We start from the raw sequence: 15,958 nt of genomic DNA, 5'->3' as shown, positions 1-15,958 counted from the left end.
CGTCGGCCCTACTTCCAGTCGCCCTTGAGGAGCTTGCGGTACGCGTCACCGACCGACTTCGCGGCCTTCTCAGGCGAGGTCTTGCCGGTGAGGACGCCCGGGAACTGCACCAGGATCGCCTGGAAGAGGCTGTTGCCCTCGGGGATCCAGGGGCGCTCGACGGCCTTGTCGACGGCGGCCTTGAAGAACTTCACATTGGGGTTCGCCGCGACCGTCTTGATGGAGTAGACGGAGGTGCGGGTGGGCAGCAGGGAGAGCTTCTCGGTGGTCTTGGCCTGCACCTGGGCCGAGCTCATGTACTGCGCGAAGGCGTAGGAGGCGTCCAGGTTCTTCGACCCGGCGTAGACGGTGAGGTTCTGGCCGCCCTGCGGGGCGCCCTGGCCCTTGCTGCCGGCCGGGACCGGGACCACCCCGAGGTTGGACTTGTCCTTGAACGCCTTGCCCGCCAGGGTGTCCTCGATCGCCCACGGCCCGTTGATCGTCATCGCGACGTCGCCGTTCTTGATGGCGTTCTGCATGTTGTCCCAGCCGTCGGTGGCGTCGGTCTCCGCCGCCTTGGAGGTGACCAGGTCGCGGGCGGCCGCGAACGCCTTGATGCCGGGCTCGTCGTCGACGGTGACCTTCTTGGCGCCGGTGTCGAGGAGGTCGCCGCCCTCGCCGTAGATGAAGGGCAGGTACCAGTAGGCGTCGTCGCCACGCAGATAGAGGCCGGTCTTGCCGGTCTTCTCCTTGATCTTCTTGGCGGCGGCCTTGAGCTCGGTCCAGTCCTTGGGCGGCTGGACCCCGGCGTCCTTCAGCATCTTCTTGTTGTAGAAGAGGCCGAGGGTGTCGATGACCTGCGGTACGGCGTAGGTCTTGCCCTTGAACTTGGCGCCCGCGAGCGCCTTGGGCAGATAGTCGGACTGGTCGGCGAGCGCGGGGGTGCCGTCCAGCGGGGCGAGATAGCCGATGTTGGCGAGGTCCTGGGTCCAGGCCACCTCGGTGCGCAGCACATCGGGCGCGCCGGAGCCGCCGGAGCCCGCGGCGTTCTTGAACTTGGCCAGCGCCTCACCGAAGGGCACGTTGACGTAGTTGACCTTGACGTCGGGGTGCTTCTTCTCGAAGCCCAGGGCGAGTTCCTTGTACGTGCCCTTCTCCGCGTCGTTCGACGTGTCCCAGTACGTCACGGTGCCGGAGAGATGACCGCCGGACTTCTTGTCGCCGCTGCCGCCGTCGTCACCGCCGCACGCCGTCGCCGCGAGCGCCATGGCCGCGACGAGTGCGGTGGCCGCTATGCCACGTCGCATCTGAACTCCTCCAAGCCGGCCGCTCCCTCGCGGCCCCAAGTTGCGGAGGAACGTAACAGGGCCGCAAGCCCGCCGAAAGACCTTGCGGCAAATTTCTGCAAGGCGCTTGGGCATCGTTACGTCCGCGTGTCCCCGCGGTAGCCGCTCCGCTCCCGTTCCGGCGCTTGACATACGCCCACAGCACGACCGGAGCACCCCCGAAGGGCACCAGCGCACCCTGCAAGCTCTTCCGCAAGGCATTGCAGAGCTGTTACGTTCGCGCCATGACCCAGGAGCTCACGACCTCCCTTGCCACCGAGCCGGCGCGGCCGTCCGAAGGCCACGGATGGTGGCGCGACGCCGTCATCTACCAGGTGTACGTACGGTCCTTCGCCGACAGCGACGGCGACGGGATCGGCGATCTGCGCGGGGCGCGGGAGCGGCTGCCGCACCTCGCCGGGCTGGGTGTGGACGCCGTCTGGCTGACCCCCTTCTACGCCTCCCCGCAGGCCGACGGCGGCTATGACGTGGCGGACTACCGCGCCGTGGACCCGCTCTTCGGCACCCTCGGCGACGCGGACGACCTGGTGCGCACCGCCCATGAGCTGGGGCTGAAGGTGATCGTGGACGTCGTCCCGAACCACAGCTCGGACCAGCACCCGTGGTTCCGCGAGGCGCTGGCCGACCGGCCCGGCGGCGCGGCCCGCGCCCGCTACCACTTCCGCCCCGGCCGCGGCGCCCACGGCGAACTGCCGCCGAACGACTGGGAGTCGGTCTTCGGCGGGCCCGCCTGGACCCGTACCACCGGTCCGGACGGCACCCCCGGCGAGTGGTATCTGCACCTCTTCGCCCCCCAGCAGCCCGACCTCAACTGGGACTCCGCCGAGGTCCGTGCGGAGTTCGACTCGGTGCTGCGCTTCTGGCTGGATCTGGGCGTGGACGGCTTCCGTATCGATGTCGCCCACGGCATGGTCAAGGCCGCCGGGCTGCCCGACATCGGCCGCACCGAACAGGCCAAGCTGATCGGCTCCCAGGTGCTGCCGTTCTTCGACCAGGACGGGGTGCACGAGATCCACCGCTCCTGGCGGCGGCTGCTGGACTCCTACCCCGGTGACCGGATCGGCGTCGCCGAGGCGTGGGCGCCCACCTCCGAGCGGCTGGCCCTCTACGTACGCCCCGACGAGCTGCACCAGGCGTTCAACTTCCAGTTCCTGAAGTGCCCGTGGGACGCGGCCGCGATGCGCGAGGTGATCGACGACTCGCTCGCCGCCACCGCCTCCGTCGGCGCCCCCACCACCTGGGTGCTCTCCAACCACGACGTGGTCCGGCACACCACCCGCTACGCCGACGGACCCGGTGGCGGCCCGGCGCGGGGGCTCGCCCGCGCCCGTGCCGCGGCCCTGCTCATCCTGGCGCTGCCCGGCTCGGCCTATCTCTACCAGGGCGAGGAGCTGGGCCTGCCCGAGGTGACCGAGCTGCCGGACGAGCTGCGCCAGGACCCGGCCTTCTTCCGTACCTCCGCCGACGGGCAGGAGGGCCAGGACGGTCAGGACGGCTTCCGCGACGGCTGCCGGGTGCCGCTGCCCTGGACCCGCTCCGGCGACTCCTACGGCTTCGGCCCCGGCGGCAGCTGGCTGCCCCAGCCGGAGACCTGGTCCGAGCTGTCCGTCGAGGCGCAGACCGGCGACCCCGGCTCCACACTGGAGCTGTACCGGGACGCGCTCGCGCTCCGCCGTGAGCTGCCGGGCCTCGGGGACACTCCGATGAGCTGGCTGGACGCCCCGGCGGGGGTGCTCGCGCTGTCCCGGCCCGGCCTGGTGTGCACGCTCAACACGCTCGGCAAGGAGGTCGAACTGCCGGTTCCGGGGCGTGCGCTGCTGTCGTCGGCGCCGCTGACGTACAGGGCCGGAACCGTGTGCATTCCGCCTGATTCGTGCGCGTGGTGGGCAATCTGACACGCGACCGGTACAGTCCCACTCCATGACCGCACGGCTTGCTGACATCGCAGCCCAGGCGGGGGTCAGCGAAGCCACCGTCAGCCGCGTCCTCAATGGCAGGCCGGGGGTGGCCGCGGCCACCCGCGAGTCCGTCCTCGCCGCTCTGGACGTCCTCGGCTATGAGCGGCCGGTACGGCTGCGGCAGCGCAGCGCCGGACTGGTGGGACTGATCACGCCCGAGCTGGAGAACCCGATCTTCCCCGCGCTCGCCCAGGTCATCGGGCAGGCGCTCACCCGGCAGGGCTACACCCCGGTGCTGGCCACCCAGACCCCCGGCGGCTCGACCGAGGACGAGCTGACCGAGATGCTGGTGGACCGGGGGGTGGCCGGGATCATCTTCGTCTCCGGGCTGCACGCGGACACCTCGGCCGATATGCAGCGCTATGACCAGCTGCGCGGCCAGGGTGTGCCGTTCGTGCTGGTGGACGGCTTCGCGCCGCAGGTGCGGGCGCCGTTCATCTCCCCGGACGACCGAGCGGCGATGGGGCTGGCGGTCACCCATCTGGTCTCGCTCGGACACACCCGGATCGGTCTCGCCCTCGGGCCGAAGCGATTCGTGCCCGTACTGCGCAAGATCGAAGGCTTTCAGCAGGCGATGCGGGACCGGCTGGGGCTCTCCCCGGCCGAGTCCGAGGAGCTGATCCAGCATTCGCTCTACACCCTGGAGGGCGGCCAGGCGGCGGCGACCGCGCTGATCGAGCGGGGCTGTACGGCGGTGGTCTGCGCGAGCGACATGATGGCGCTGGGTGCCATCCGGGCGGCCCGGCAGAAGGGTCTTGCGGTCCCACAGGACATCTCGGTGGTCGGCTTCGACGACTCCCCGCTGATCGCCTTCACCGATCCGCCGCTGACCACGATCCGTAAACCGGTGCAGTCGATGGGGCAGGCGGCGGTGCGGGCGCTGCTGGAGGAAATCGGCGGCACCCCGGCTCCGCCCAGCGAGTTCGTCTTCCTGCCCGAACTGGTGGTGCGTGGCTCCACGGCCTCGGCGCACGGCGTGGAGGCGCGGAGCCGGTCGGCCGGGGGTGCGGCCTAGGGGTGTCCGGCGGGTGTTGACGCCTGCGGCGGGCTGTTCCCCTACCCGCCCCTTCCCGGCACCTGACGATATGCGGCTCCGCCGGTGGGGGGCTCCGCCCCAGACCCCCGGGCCCAGGGGCGAAGCCCCACCTTCCAGCCCCTCCGGCGCCTGAGAACCCGGACCCGGGACGAAGCCCCACCATCCAGCCCCTCCGGCGCCTGAGAACCCGGACCCGGGACGAAGCCCCACCATCCAGCCCCTCCGGCGCTTGAGGAGCGGGGTCTGGGGCGGAGCCCCAGTTGTGGGAAGGGGCGGGTAGGGGAAAGCCCCCGTCCGGGGTCCTCGTCCAGTGGCCCGGCACCCGGTGGACGTATAGGGCATACGCCCCTTGGAGGACCCCCCGGACCAGGACATAAGCAACGAAGACCCGATGCCGTGGATGATCTGCGGGTGGACGTCGTCTGGCAGACTGTTGCCCTATGGGTGGAGCGACGATCAGGACCTCGGCAGGCCGAACAGCCACCCCGGCACCCATCGCGGACACCGACGCGGAGCGGGCGCCGGGCCTCACCCTGATGGACCGGTTGCGTACCCCCAGAAGGCCCCGGCTCTGGTTCGAGATCGTCCTCATCGCCGTCAGTTACTGGACTTATTCGCTGATCCGCAACGCCGTCCCGGAGCAGCGGCCGGAGGCGCTGCGCAACGCGAGCTCGATCTGGGACTGGGAGCACCGGCTCGGAATGGCCTTCGAGCGGGGCGTCAACCATGCGATCGACTCGGTCAGCTGGCTGATCGTGGGCATGAACTACTACTACGCCACGCTCCACTTCATCGTGACGCTCGGCGTGCTGGTGTGGCTTTACCACTGGCATCCGGGCCGTTACGCCGCCACCCGGCTGGCGCTCTTCGCGACCACGGGTGTGGCCCTGCTCGGCTACTACTTCTTCCCGCTGGCCCCGCCCCGGCTGATGAGCGGCGGCCGCTTCATCGACACCGTGGTGGTGCACAACACCTGGGGCTCGATGGCCTCGGGCAACCTCGCCGACATGTCGAACCAGTACGCGGCGATGCCCTCGATGCACATCGGCTGGTCGCTGTGGTGCGGTCTGACCATCGCGACACTGGCCCGTCCGATGTGGGTGAAGGCGCTGGGGCTGCTCTACCCCTCGGCCACGCTGCTGGTGATCGTCGCCACCGCCAACCACTTCTGGATGGACGCGGTCGGCGGGATCATCTGTCTCTCCTTCGGCTTCGCGCTGTCATGCGCGTGGTACGGCTCGCTGCCGTACCGGCTGCCGAAGCAGGTGGCCGTGATCTGCACGGTTTGATCGTCCCCGGCGGAGCCGCCATTCTCTGTTCCGCAAGGTCGACATGAGTTCACACGTCGACATGGTTCAGGGGCTCCATGTGTCGCGCTGATCGACGCGGAATGAGCACGATGAGCGTGACGAAAGGGACCACCGGCCACCGTGCACACCGCCGACGCCGCCACCGCTGCCGCTGCCGCTACTTCTGTATCCACGTCCGTATCCGCCTCCGGGTCCCCGGGCGTACCGCTCCCCCGGCCCCGTACCGCCGGGCGGCCCCGCTTCCCGCTGGTGGCCACCGACCTCGACGGCACCCTGCTGCGCGGGGATCTGACGGTCTCACCGCGCAACTGTGCGGCGCTGACCCTGGTCCGGGCCGCCGGGGCGCGGCATCTGGTGGTCACCGGGCGCCCGGCCGCGTCCTGCCGGGAGTTCCTGGTGGCGATCGGTTACCGGGGGCTCGCGGTGTGCGGACAGGGCGCGCAGCTGTACGACGCCTCCGCGGACCGGCTGCTGGTCTCGGCATCGCTGGACCGGGAGCTGGCCCGGTCGGTGGTGGAGCGCACCGAGGAGGCACTGGGCGCGGGGCCGCTGGAGCTCGCCGTGGTGACCGCGGCGCCCGAGAACCGCTTCGTCGTGACCGCCGGCTTCACCGACCGGAGGCGCCCGGAGTGGGGGCTGGCCGAGCGGGCGGAGCTGTGGGCGGCACCGATCGAGAAGGTGCTGATGTGCCACCGGACGGTGCCGGACGGGCTGGTGGCGGCGACCGCGGAGCGGGTGGGCGCGGGCGAGGTGGCGGTGACCCACTCCGAGAAGGGCATGATCGAGGTGCTCCCGGCCGGGACGGACAAGTCGGTGGGGCTCCAACTGGCCGCCGACCGTATGGGGTTCACCCCCGCCGAGACGATCGCGTTCGGCGACATGCCCAATGACATCCCGCTGCTGGGCTGGGCCGGGTACGGGGTCGCGATGGGCAACGCCCACCCGGATCTGAAGGCGGTGGCCGACGAGGTGGCACCGGCCAACGAGGACGACGGGGTCGCGGTGGTGCTGGAACGGCTGTTCGCCCACCCTTGAGCCGCTCTCGCACGGCACTCGCGGTGAGCTCGAGCAGCCCACTTCTCCCTTGACGGGATATACACAACTAAACAAAATATCCAACGTGCGAGCCGAACCACGATCCGAACCCCGCTACGTCGACGAGCGCTCCGGCGCCACGTACCCGATCGACGACCCTCGCTGGTGCGGCGATGACGGGGCTCCCCTCACCGTCTCCGCACTGCCCGGCATCACTCGCGAGCAGGTGGACACCGGGGCCCGGTCACTGTGGCGCTACCGAGCGGCCCTCCCGGTGCGCATCGACGCCCCGGTGTCACTGGGAGAAGGGTGCACCCCGCTGGTCGAGAAGAGCTGGGGGGAGGATCGGATCCTCTTCAAGCTGGAGTGGTTCAGCCCCACCGGCAGCTTCAAGGACCGCGGCACCAGCGTGATGATCTCGCTCCTCGCCCAGCGGGGCGTACCGGAGGTCATCGAGGACAGCTCCGGCAACGGCGGGGCCTCCGTCTCGGCGTACTGCGCCGCCGCCGGCATCCGGGCCCGGATCCTCGCCCCCGCCACCACCTCCCCCGCGAAGGTCCTCCAGAGCCGGGCCTACGGCGCCGAGGTCCAGCTGGTCCCGGGCGACCGGGACGCCGCGGCGGCGGAGGCGCTGCGCCAGTCGGCCCATACGTACTACGCCAGCCACAACTGGCACCCCTTCTTCCTCCAGGGCACCAAGACCCTGGCGTACGAGCTGTGGGAGGACCTGGGCTTCACCGCGCCGGACGCCGTGGTGACCGTGGCGGGCGCGGGCAGCACCGTGCTCGGCTGCGACCTCGGCTTCTCCGAGCTGCTCGCCGCGGGTCAGATCGCCCGCCGCCCCCGGCTGCTGGTGGCCCAGCCCGCCCACTGCGCCCCGCTGCACGCCGCGTTCCGCGCGGGCACCGAGACGCCCGTGCCGTCTCTCCACGCCCCGACCATCGCCGAGGGCACGGCCATCCGCGAGCCCGTCCGCTTCCCCGAGGTGCTGCGCGCCATCCGCCGCTCGGACGGCGACATGGCGGCCATCCCCGAGGACGCGATCGCCACGGCGGTCCGCCGGCTGGCCGCGATGGGGCTGTACGCGGAGCCGACCAGCGCGACGGCGGCCGCGGCGATCGAGGTCTTCCGCGACCGGGGCGCGATCCGCCCCGGCGAGACCACGGTGGTGCTGCTGACCGGCTCGGGCCTCAAGGCGACGCCGACGATGACGGAGCTCTTCGGATGACAGAGGAGAGCGTTCAGGAGACGACGGGGACCCCCGAGGACGAGCTGCTGCTCCGCGAGGCCGAGAAGATCGTGGTCGCCATCGGCCGGATGTTCCCCGGGCTGTGCGAGGTGGTCCTCCACGATCTGCGCAACCCCGACCAGTCCATCCGCGCCATCGAGAGCAATCTCTCCGGCCGCGAGGTGGGCCAGCCCGCCACCGAGCTGGGCCTGGCCCGGATGCGGGACCCCGGCTTCCCCGACATCGTCCAGAACTACGCCAACCGCTTCCCGGACGGCCGCCCGGCCAAGAGCACCTCGATCGGCATCAAGAACAGCGCGGGCCAGTACGTCGCCGCCATCTGCCTCAACCTGGACGTCTCCCTCTTCGCGAGCGTCGCCCGCAGCCTCACCAACCTCGTACGGACCGATGAGCAGGAGCAGCCGCTCACCGAGACCCTCCGCGCCCGCACCGCCGCGGAGCTGCGCACCGTCATCGAGGAATTCGCCGCCGCCCGCGGCCAGACCCCGCGCAGCCTGGGCACCCCGGCCAAGAAGGAACTCGTCCGCACCCTCAAGACCAGCGGCTACCTCCAGGTGAAGCACTCGGTCCAGGTGGTCACGGAGCTGCTGGGGGTCTCCCGCGCCACGGTCTACAACTACCTGCGCTCGCCCGACGCCGGAGACCGCCCCTGATGACCCCGCCGATCCGCCGCATCGACGTCCCCGAAGCCTTCTCCGCGTCGTTCGCCGAACACGACGCCGCCGGCCGCGCCTGGCTCGCCGAGCTGCCCCGGCTGGCCGCGGACTTCCTCGACCGCTGGGATCTACGCCCGGCCGGTGCCGCCGCCCATGGCATGGCATCGCTCGTCCTCCCGGTGACCGGCGCGGACGGAACACCCTCGGTCCTGAAGCTCCAGCAGGTCAGGGAGGAGTCCGAGGGCGCCCCGCTGGGCCTGCGGACCTGGAACGGCAACGGCGTGGTGCTCCTGCTCGACCACGACCCGGACACGGGCACCATGCTGCTGGAGCGGCTGGACGCGTCCCGTCCGCTCTCCTCGCTGCCCGACGACACCGCCGCGATGCGCGTCCTGGCCGACCTGCTGGCCCGGCTGACCTCGGTACCCGCCCCCGGCGGCCTGCGCCGGCTGTCCGACATCGCCGCCGCCATGCTCGAGCAGACGCCCGGCGCCGTACCGGCCCTGCGCGACCCGGCCGAACGGCGGCTGGTCCGCGTCTGCGCCTCCGCCGTGGCCGAACTCCTCGACGAGCCCGGAGACCGGCTGCTGCACTGGGATCTGCACTACGACAACATCCTCGCCGGCCAGCGCGAGCCCTGGCTGGCCATCGACCCCGAACCGCTCACCGGCGACCCCGGCTTCGAACTCCTCCCGGCGCTGGACAACCGCTGGGACGAGGTCCTGGCCTCCGGCGACCCCACCCGCGCGGTGCTCCGCCGCTTCGACCTGCTGACCGAGGCCCTCGACCTGGACCGGCGCCGGGCCACCGGCTGGACCCTCGGCCGCGTCCTCCAGAACGCCCTCTGGGACATCGAAGACGGCAAGGCCACCCTGGAACCGGCCCAGGTCACCATCGCCACGGCCCTGCTGAACCACCGTTAGGCGGGTTCCGGTCTGCTCTCGGCAAACCGCCGGGCGGGCGCGCCGCGCGCCGCGCCACCATGGCGGGATGGCCAACGACACCTCCGTGCGCCGCCTCGACCTCGGCTACTTCGTCCGCCCCGCCGTCGAAACCGGCGGACCGGAGCCACGGGTCGAACCCGTACTCGCCTACCTCGTACGCCACGACCGTGGGCTGGTCCTCTTCGACACCGGTATCGGCGCCGCCGACCCCGAGACCGAGGCGCACTACCGCCCCCGCCGCCGCGCCCTGCCGGAGGCGCTGGCAGCGGCCGGGGTCGCTCTCGCGGACGTCTCCCTCGTCGTGAACTGCCACCTCCACTTCGACCACTGCGGCGGCAACCCCCTGCTGGGCGGCAGGCCGATCCTGGTCCAGGACGTGGAGTTGGCCACCGCACGCGGAGGCGGCTATACGTTCGACGAGCTGCTGGACTTCCCCGGCGCCACGTACGAGGAACTCGCCGGGGAGGCCGAGATCTGGCCGGGTGTCCACATCATCCCGACCCCCGGACACACCGACGGCCATCAATCACTGGTCGTCCGCCAGCCCGACGGCACGGTGATCCTCGCCGGTCAGGCGCATGACTTCGGCTCCGAGTTCGCCTCGGACCACCTGGCCCGCAGGGCGGCCCTCGATGGCGTGACGCAGCCCCTTCCGCCGTACCGGCCCTGGCTGGACCGCCTTACCGACTTCGACCCCCGCCGCGTCCTCTTCGCCCACGACTGCGCTGTCTGGGAGCCGTCGGACGGCTGACGGTCTCGTCCCAACTTCCCGTTCACCCCATGGTCTTGGCGCCGTCCAGGGACTCGCGAATGATGTCGGCGTGCCCGGCGTGCTGCGCGGTCTCGGCGATGATGTGCAGCAGCACCTGACGGGCCGACCAGCGTGCGCCGGACTCGAACCACGGCGCCTCCGGCAGCGGCTGGGTCGCGTCCAGGTCGGGCAGGGCGGCGATCAGCTCGTCGGTCCGGTGGGCCACCGCCGCGTACTCGGCCAGTACGCCAGCCAGCGTCTCGCCGGGCAGCAGCCGGAACTCGTCAGCCCGCTTGGCGAAGTCGGCCTCGGTCATGGCGGTGAAGTCGGGCATGGCCGACGGGCCGTCCAGGATGAAGTCCACCCAGCCCCGCTCCACCGCGGCGACGTGCTTCACCAGGCCGCCCAGGCACAGTGCGCTGACGGTGGTGCGCAGCCCGGCCTGCTCGTCGGTGAGATCGCGGGTGGTGAAGCGCAGGAAGTGCCGCTGCTTGTTCAGCGTCCGCAGCAGGTCGGCACGCTCGCCGGTGAGGGTCGCCGACTCGCTCAGGCTCGGGGTCTCGGTCATGATCTCCGCCTTCGGTTGGTCCGTGTTCCTCGGTCAAGAACGACAGTAGGAGTCACTGCGGACAACTACTGTCCTCAATTCCGCGAGAATCGGAAACACGGCGAACACCAGCGCGTGGGCTTTTCGCCCAGGGCTGGGCGGTCTGGGAGCCGTCGGGCGACTGACGGTTTCGTCTCGCGCCTTCGGCGCCTTTGGGCATGAGGCCGAGGGTGCCGGGCTCGCGCTTTCGTCGCCGGGCGGCGGGCCGTGGGTGGCGGGGCCGGTGGCGGCTCCCGTGTTCAGGGGCTTGTGCCGATGCCGGACCGCCGGGGGTGGGGTACCCCCTGGAAAACCTTTGACAAATTAGTTGCTTCAGATCAAGCGTTTTTGAGAGGGGTACCCGGAGGGGCCGTCAGTCCGGCCGGGTCCCGGCCCAGGACCGCAGAAGCCGTCACCGGGGCCCACCCCCACCGGCCCGTCACCCGGCGGCGAGGCCCGCGCCCCCATCCCCCGCCCCCCATGCTCAATGGCGCCGAAGGCGCGAGACGAAACCCGCACCGCACCACCGGCCCCAGCACAGGCACGCGGCCACGACGGTCACACGCTCCCCGACAGATGGTCGAAATCGCCCCGCAAACTCGACTTGCGCCAACAGGACATGCCCAGGGGCCGAGAGCGGCCGAGGGCTGCTCATCATCGGCAGCTCGGCCACCGACTGGGGTGTCTGCCACCACGGACCGGGTCCCGGGAAGGCGGTGTGGTTCCAGGTCAGCGGGGCCAGTTCATGAGCGGTCAATACGCTGGAGCGCCACGTACACGAGAGAGCCCGGGGTCCTTCTCTCTCACTTCGGAGCCGCGGGACCAGTGGGTGCTTCCCACGGAGCTACCGTGACGTCACAGCTCCCCTGTCCCTCGGCGTCTGGAGGATGGTGTGCGGTACAAAGGGCCGCTTCCGAAGCGAGTCACCGGCCGGTTCAATGCCTGGATGGTCGGGCTGCGCGCCTCTCCCCGGTGGGGGCGGTGGGTGAGCGGGCGGCTCACGGTCGTCACGTACACGGGACGGCGCTCTGGGCGCACCTTCAGTACGCCGGTCGGCTATCGGCGCGTCGCCGACGGCGTCACGATCGCCGTCGCCCTGCCCGAACGCAAGCTCTGGTGGCGGAACTTCACCGGTGAGGGCTGGCCGATATCGCTGGATCTGGACGGGAGCGAGCGGACCGGGCACGCGGTGGCCCGGGTGGACGGCAAGGGACGCGTCACCATCAGCGTGCGGCTCGACCACCCGCCCGCCGCGAACAGCCGCTGACGTCCGCAGATTTGCCATGCCCCCTTCACATCATGCGCGGAGCCGCTGAGTAGGATCGACGGCCACACGGGGGAAGGTCATCAATGAAACAGCTGATGGGCGGCGCGCGCCGCCGTGCCGTTCTGGTCGGTGGCGCCATGGTGGTGCTGGTGACGGCCGGGGTCGGGACCTGGGCCACGGACACCTGGCCGTTCGACGGGAAAGACACCTACTGCTGGGGCGCGTGGAAAGAGGAGAGCGGGCCGGACTTCCTGAGCGGCGACGCGCTGGACGAGGACAACGCCAGCCGTACGTCCAAGGAGACCGTGCCGACACCGGGGCGGCAGCGCGGGCGGTGCACCGTGGCGCTCCACTCCGAGCGCGCGGACAGCAGCGACGGCGGCAAGGTCGTGGAGGAGACCGAGATCACGGTCACCTACGGCCCCGCGCCCGAGGACGCCGCGAAGCGCATGGAGTGGATCGGCGGCTACCTCGGCGACCGGGCGATGCCGCTGCCCGACGGGCTGCCGGGCGCGACCGACGGCCGTCACGCCCTGTTGGTGCTGCCCAAGGGATGCGACACCGAGGACGGGCGGCCGACCGCGGTCACGCTCGACTCGACGGCGCGGTCCGTCTACAGCGACTCCACCGTGCCGGGCGACGCGGGGCTCGGCGGCTCCCAGTCCGTGGCCCGGTTGCTCGTCGCGGCGGCCAACCACGCGATGGAGAAGGCGGGTTGCGCCCCGGCCAAGCCGCTCGAGGCGGTCTCGCCGATGCCCACACTGCCCGAGGAGGACGAGGACTTCTTCACCCGGGCCTGCCGGATCAGGGGCCTGGAGTTCGGCAAGAAGGAGGCCCGCGATCTGGAGTACCAGGTCGGAGCGGTCACCGATGATCTCCAGTCCTGTTCGGTGCGGACGCAGCACGGCGAGGGCCGGTACTTCGACGCCCTGATGGTGGCCCAGCCACGGCTCTCCGCGCTGTTCGACGGGGCCACGGGCAGCAAGGCACCGGCGCGCGGCTGGCGCGGTACGGGGGTCTTCGCCAACGACTACAAGGTCGTACGGGCCGGCTGCGCGGGGCGCCCGCTCACCGTGCTGATGCTCGCCCCCTCCCTGCACGAGACGACTCCGTACTTCGCCGCCTTCGCCAACGCCGTGGCGCGACGCGTCGGTTGCGCGCCCGTCGCACCTGGGGGTTCCAGCCGATGAACGACTCCGAGAACAAAGAGAACGAAGAGAACAACAAGAGCAACGAGAGCAACAACACACCCAACGAGAACGGCACCCGCGTGCCGCTGCACGAGCGGCGCCGCCCCATGTGGCACTGGCAGCGCCTGGCCCGCAGCCGGCCCCGGCTGGGCGTGATCACGGCCGTGGTCGGAGCCGTCGTGGGAGCGCTGCTCGGTGGCGCCGGGGTGGCCTGGCGGGCCGAGGCGGGTCCGTTCGCGGACGACCGGGCCTGCTGGGGGGCGTTCAGCCGGGACGACGTCGCGGCGCTGTTCGACGGCAAGCGGGACATCGAGAGCTCCGAGGTGCCCATCTCCACCGATCGCATCGGCACCGAGGGCCCCTCGGGCGAGTGCCGTCTGACGTCGCCGCGCGGGCGGCGGATCACGGTCGAGGCGCACCGGCTGGACTCCGGGTTCGGCGGCGCGGGCGACCGGTGGGCCGATGAGTTCCTGTCCGCGCGGCTCACCCCGCTGGGCGACGGACTGCTGGGCATGGCCTCCGACACCCGGGCCTGGCTGGCGGTGCCCGACGGCTGCATCGGCAGGCCGAGCCGGCTGGACGCCACCGGCGGCCCCACCGTGATCGACATGGAGACCGGCTGGACCGTCTACGACGACGAGGTGGACACCGAGGCCCGCGACGCGCTCGCCCGCGCCGTGGTCAAGCTGGTCAACCACTACATGGCCGACAAGGGATGCACGAGCGAGATCGCCGACCCGGTGCGCCGGATGTCCGGGCCGCCGCGGTTCCTGGACGAGAAGAAGGACGCGATGTGCGACGTCAAGGGGGTGCCGCTCCCGGCCGCGTACAAGCACGAGGCGATGGGCGGCACCGTGGTGACCCGGGGCGAAGGGCCGGTGCGCACCTGCGACCGCGATGTGCTCTTCGGCCACCCCCAGCTGCGGCTGATGACGATCGAGGACCCCCGGCTCGCGATGCTCTACGACAGGCTCTCCCGGGACGGCGCCAAGGGCCGGGTAAGCGCCGGTGAGCAGGACGGATACGGTTTCGTCCGCGACGACATGGGGCTGTTCCAGGCCGAGTGCCAGACCGGCCAGGTCACCTTCCTGGTCCGGGCGGAGAACGGCGACCACCCCGGCGACATCCGTACGATCCTCCCCCGCTATGTGGCCGCGGAGGCCGACCGGATCGGCTGCGGCCCACTGCGCGTCACCCTGCCCGCGGCCGGCTGACCTGGGTCGCGCGCGGGGCCGCGGCACCGCGCGCGGTCAGCTCTCGTAGTCGTAGAAGAGCCGCTCCACCACCGCCCGCGCCCGGCGGGTGGTGCGGCGGTAGTCCTCCAGCATCTCGCCGACGTGGCCGGGGCCGTAACCCAAGTAGCGGCCCACGGCGGCCAGTTCGCGGACGTCCGACGGGAAGGTGTCGCCGGGGCGGCCGCGGACGAGCATGACGGCGTTGCGGACGCGGCTGGCGAGGATCCACGCCTCGTCGAGGGTCTGGGCGTCCTCGGTGGAGATCAGCTCGGCGGCGTGGGCGGCGGCCAGGGCCTCACGGGTGCGGGTGGTGCGCAGCCCGGGCTCGGCCCAGCCGTGGCGCATCTGGAGCAGCTGGACGGTCCACTCGACGTCACTGAGCCCGCCACGGCCCAGCTTGGCGTGGGTGGTGGGGTCGGCCCCGCGCGGCAGCCGCTCGGACTCCATCCGGGCCTTGAGCCGCCGGATCTCGCGGATCGCGTCCTCGCCCAGCCCCTCGGCCGGATACCGCAACGGGTCGATCAGTTCGATGAAGCGTGCGCCGAGGTCGGGGTCGCCCGCGACCGGCTCGGCGCGCAGCAGCGCCTGGCTCTCCCAGACCAGCGACCAGCGGCGGTAGTAGGCGGCGTACGAGGCGAGGGAGCGCACCAGTGGCCCGGACTTGCCCTCGGGGCGCAGATCGGCGTCGATGAGCAGGGGCGGGTCCACGGTGGGGAGCTGGAGCAGCCGTCGCATCTCGTTGGCCACGGCGAAGGCGGCGCGGGCGGCCTCCTGGTCGTCGGCGCCCTCGCGCGGCTCGTGGACGAAGAGCACATCGGCGTCCGAGCCGTAGCTGAGCTCATGGCCGCCGAAGCGGCCGAGGCCGATGACGGCGAAACGGGTGGGCAGCTCATCGCCCCACGTGTCGCGGACGGCGGCGCGCAGGGCCCCGGCGAGGGTCGCGGCGTTCAGATCGGAGAGGGCGTCGCCGACCATGTCGATCAGCATCGCGTCGTTCACGGGCGGTTCGGCGGCGGGGGCGGCGGGCCGGGCCGGCACATGGGGTTCGGAGTCCCGCAGGGCGCTGGGGACCTCGGGCGCCTTGGCCGGTACGGGGGCGGCCGCCCCGGTGGCCCGGCCCGGCGTCTGATCGCCCGACGGCGGCCAGCTCACGGTCGGACGCACCTCGCCGTTGGCCAGCCGGGCGCTCTCGATGATGTCCGCGGCCGCCGTACGGAACATCTCGCGCCGCCGCACTCCGCGCGCCGCCGCGACCGCCTGCTCGGCGCCGGCCGCGCGGCCGACCGCGGCCAGCACCTCCTGCTCCAGATGGGCCCGGCCGCGCGGGCGCAGCCCCTCCGGGTCGCCGAGCAGGGCGACCGCCTCGGGGGCGCGCAGCAGCAGATCGGGGGCGAGCCGCCCGGCGGAGAGCACCCG

General features: G+C 71.7%; 14 protein-coding genes. 11 read left to right on the top strand and 3 right to left on the bottom strand.

Going from position 1 to position 15,958, the window contains the following annotated elements; all coding sequences use genetic code 11:
• Positions 1-8 precede the first annotated feature (8 nt).
• Complete coding sequence (locus ABD329_RS37820) at positions 9-1,286, bottom strand: extracellular solute-binding protein (RefSeq protein ID WP_198280849.1); 1,278 nt, start codon at positions 1,284-1,286, stop codon at positions 9-11.
• Between the two features lie 263 nt (positions 1,287-1,549).
• On the opposite strand from ABD329_RS37820, the gene ABD329_RS37815 reads away from it, so the two are divergent.
• The 8 genes from ABD329_RS37815 (at position 1,550) to ABD329_RS37780 (ending at position 10,264) form a co-directional block, all read left to right on the top strand.
• Positions 1,550-3,220 carry a glycoside hydrolase family 13 protein gene (locus ABD329_RS37815; protein WP_198280850.1) on the top strand — a complete coding sequence of 557 codons (1,671 nt, stop codon included), beginning with the start codon at positions 1,550-1,552 and terminating at the stop codon, positions 3,218-3,220.
• Between the two features lie 25 nt (positions 3,221-3,245).
• Positions 3,246-4,298 carry a LacI family DNA-binding transcriptional regulator gene (locus ABD329_RS37810; protein WP_198280851.1) on the top strand — a complete coding sequence of 351 codons (1,053 nt, stop codon included), beginning with the start codon at positions 3,246-3,248 and terminating at the stop codon, positions 4,296-4,298.
• Between the two features lie 461 nt (positions 4,299-4,759).
• On the top strand, positions 4,760-5,608 hold the full coding sequence (locus ABD329_RS37805; RefSeq protein WP_198282004.1) for a phosphatase PAP2 family protein: 849 nt from the start codon (positions 4,760-4,762) through the stop codon (positions 5,606-5,608).
• Between the two features lie 141 nt (positions 5,609-5,749).
• The gene (locus tag ABD329_RS37800; RefSeq protein WP_198282005.1) at positions 5,750-6,664 is read left to right on the top strand and encodes an HAD family hydrolase; all 915 of its coding nucleotides are present in this window, start codon (positions 5,750-5,752) and stop codon (positions 6,662-6,664) included.
• Between the two features lie 85 nt (positions 6,665-6,749).
• On the top strand, positions 6,750-7,892 hold the full coding sequence (locus tag ABD329_RS37795) for a threonine synthase (protein WP_344317571.1): 1,143 nt from the start codon (positions 6,750-6,752) through the stop codon (positions 7,890-7,892).
• Positions 7,889-8,566 carry a helix-turn-helix transcriptional regulator gene (locus ABD329_RS37790; RefSeq protein ID WP_198281790.1) on the top strand — a complete coding sequence of 226 codons (678 nt, stop codon included), beginning with the start codon at positions 7,889-7,891 and terminating at the stop codon, positions 8,564-8,566. The genes ABD329_RS37795 and ABD329_RS37790 overlap by 4 nt, the downstream gene beginning before the upstream one ends.
• A complete protein-coding gene (locus ABD329_RS37785) occupies positions 8,566-9,492 on the top strand; it encodes an aminoglycoside phosphotransferase family protein (RefSeq protein ID WP_198281791.1) in 927 nt (308 codons plus the stop codon). Before ABD329_RS37790 ends, ABD329_RS37785 begins: the two co-directional genes overlap by 1 nt.
• A 67-nt stretch (positions 9,493-9,559) precedes the next feature.
• Positions 9,560-10,264 (top strand): MBL fold metallo-hydrolase, encoded by a 705-nt coding sequence (locus ABD329_RS37780; RefSeq protein WP_198281792.1) that lies wholly within the window; start codon positions 9,560-9,562, stop codon positions 10,262-10,264.
• A gap of 22 nt (positions 10,265-10,286) precedes the next feature.
• Here the strand turns inward: ABD329_RS37780 and ABD329_RS37775 are convergent, their stop codons facing one another.
• Positions 10,287-10,832, bottom strand: coding sequence for a DinB family protein (locus ABD329_RS37775; RefSeq protein ID WP_198281793.1), 546 nt, complete (start codon positions 10,830-10,832; stop codon positions 10,287-10,289).
• Positions 10,833-11,796: 964 nt separating this feature from the next.
• On the opposite strand from ABD329_RS37775, the gene ABD329_RS37770 reads away from it, so the two are divergent.
• The 3 genes from ABD329_RS37770 to ABD329_RS37760 all read left to right on the top strand — a co-directional run bounded on the left by ABD329_RS37770 (position 11,797) and on the right by ABD329_RS37760 (position 14,521).
• Positions 11,797-12,117 carry a PNPOx family protein gene (locus ABD329_RS37770; protein ID WP_214665728.1) on the top strand — a complete coding sequence of 107 codons (321 nt, stop codon included), beginning with the start codon at positions 11,797-11,799 and terminating at the stop codon, positions 12,115-12,117.
• Positions 12,118-12,200: 83 nt separating this feature from the next.
• Positions 12,201-13,307, top strand: coding sequence for a hypothetical protein (locus ABD329_RS37765; protein WP_198281755.1), 1,107 nt, complete (start codon positions 12,201-12,203; stop codon positions 13,305-13,307).
• The gene (locus tag ABD329_RS37760; RefSeq protein ID WP_198281756.1) at positions 13,304-14,521 is read left to right on the top strand and encodes a hypothetical protein; all 1,218 of its coding nucleotides are present in this window, start codon (positions 13,304-13,306) and stop codon (positions 14,519-14,521) included. Before ABD329_RS37765 ends, ABD329_RS37760 begins: the two co-directional genes overlap by 4 nt.
• 36 nt (positions 14,522-14,557) lie before the next feature.
• Here ABD329_RS37760 and ABD329_RS37755 read toward each other — a convergent pair.
• On the bottom strand, positions 14,558-15,958 hold a 1,401-nt coding region (locus ABD329_RS37755; protein ID WP_486388707.1), incomplete at its 5' end, for a [protein-PII] uridylyltransferase family protein.

The organism is Streptomyces javensis, from assembly GCF_039525925.1.
GTDB lineage: Bacteria > Actinomycetota > Actinomycetes > Streptomycetales > Streptomycetaceae > Streptomyces > Streptomyces asiaticus.
Note: the sequence above shows the minus strand (reverse complement) of the source record. Positions and strands in the feature narration are given on the sequence as shown.

Bases quoted from the DNA above. Each gene is read 5' to 3' on its own strand.
- ABD329_RS37820 (WP_198280849.1), bottom strand. From the start codon at position 1,286: ATGCGACGTGGCATAGCGGCCACCGCACTCGTCGCGGCCATGGCGCTC.
- ABD329_RS37815 (WP_198280850.1), top strand. From the start codon at position 1,550: ATGACCCAGGAGCTCACGACCTCCCTTGCCACCGAGCCGGCGCGGCCG.
- ABD329_RS37810 (WP_198280851.1), top strand. From the start codon at position 3,246: ATGACCGCACGGCTTGCTGACATCGCAGCCCAGGCGGGGGTCAGCGAA.
- ABD329_RS37805 (WP_198282004.1), top strand. From the start codon at position 4,760: ATGGGTGGAGCGACGATCAGGACCTCGGCAGGCCGAACAGCCACCCCG.
- ABD329_RS37790 (WP_198281790.1), top strand. From the start codon at position 7,889: ATGACAGAGGAGAGCGTTCAGGAGACGACGGGGACCCCCGAGGACGAG.
- ABD329_RS37785 (WP_198281791.1), top strand. From the start codon at position 8,566: ATGACCCCGCCGATCCGCCGCATCGACGTCCCCGAAGCCTTCTCCGCG.
- ABD329_RS37780 (WP_198281792.1), top strand. From the start codon at position 9,560: ATGGCCAACGACACCTCCGTGCGCCGCCTCGACCTCGGCTACTTCGTC.
- ABD329_RS37775 (WP_198281793.1), bottom strand. From the start codon at position 10,832: ATGACCGAGACCCCGAGCCTGAGCGAGTCGGCGACCCTCACCGGCGAG.
- ABD329_RS37770 (WP_214665728.1), top strand. From the start codon at position 11,797: ATGGTCGGGCTGCGCGCCTCTCCCCGGTGGGGGCGGTGGGTGAGCGGG.
- ABD329_RS37765 (WP_198281755.1), top strand. From the start codon at position 12,201: ATGAAACAGCTGATGGGCGGCGCGCGCCGCCGTGCCGTTCTGGTCGGT.
- ABD329_RS37760 (WP_198281756.1), top strand. From the start codon at position 13,304: ATGAACGACTCCGAGAACAAAGAGAACGAAGAGAACAACAAGAGCAAC.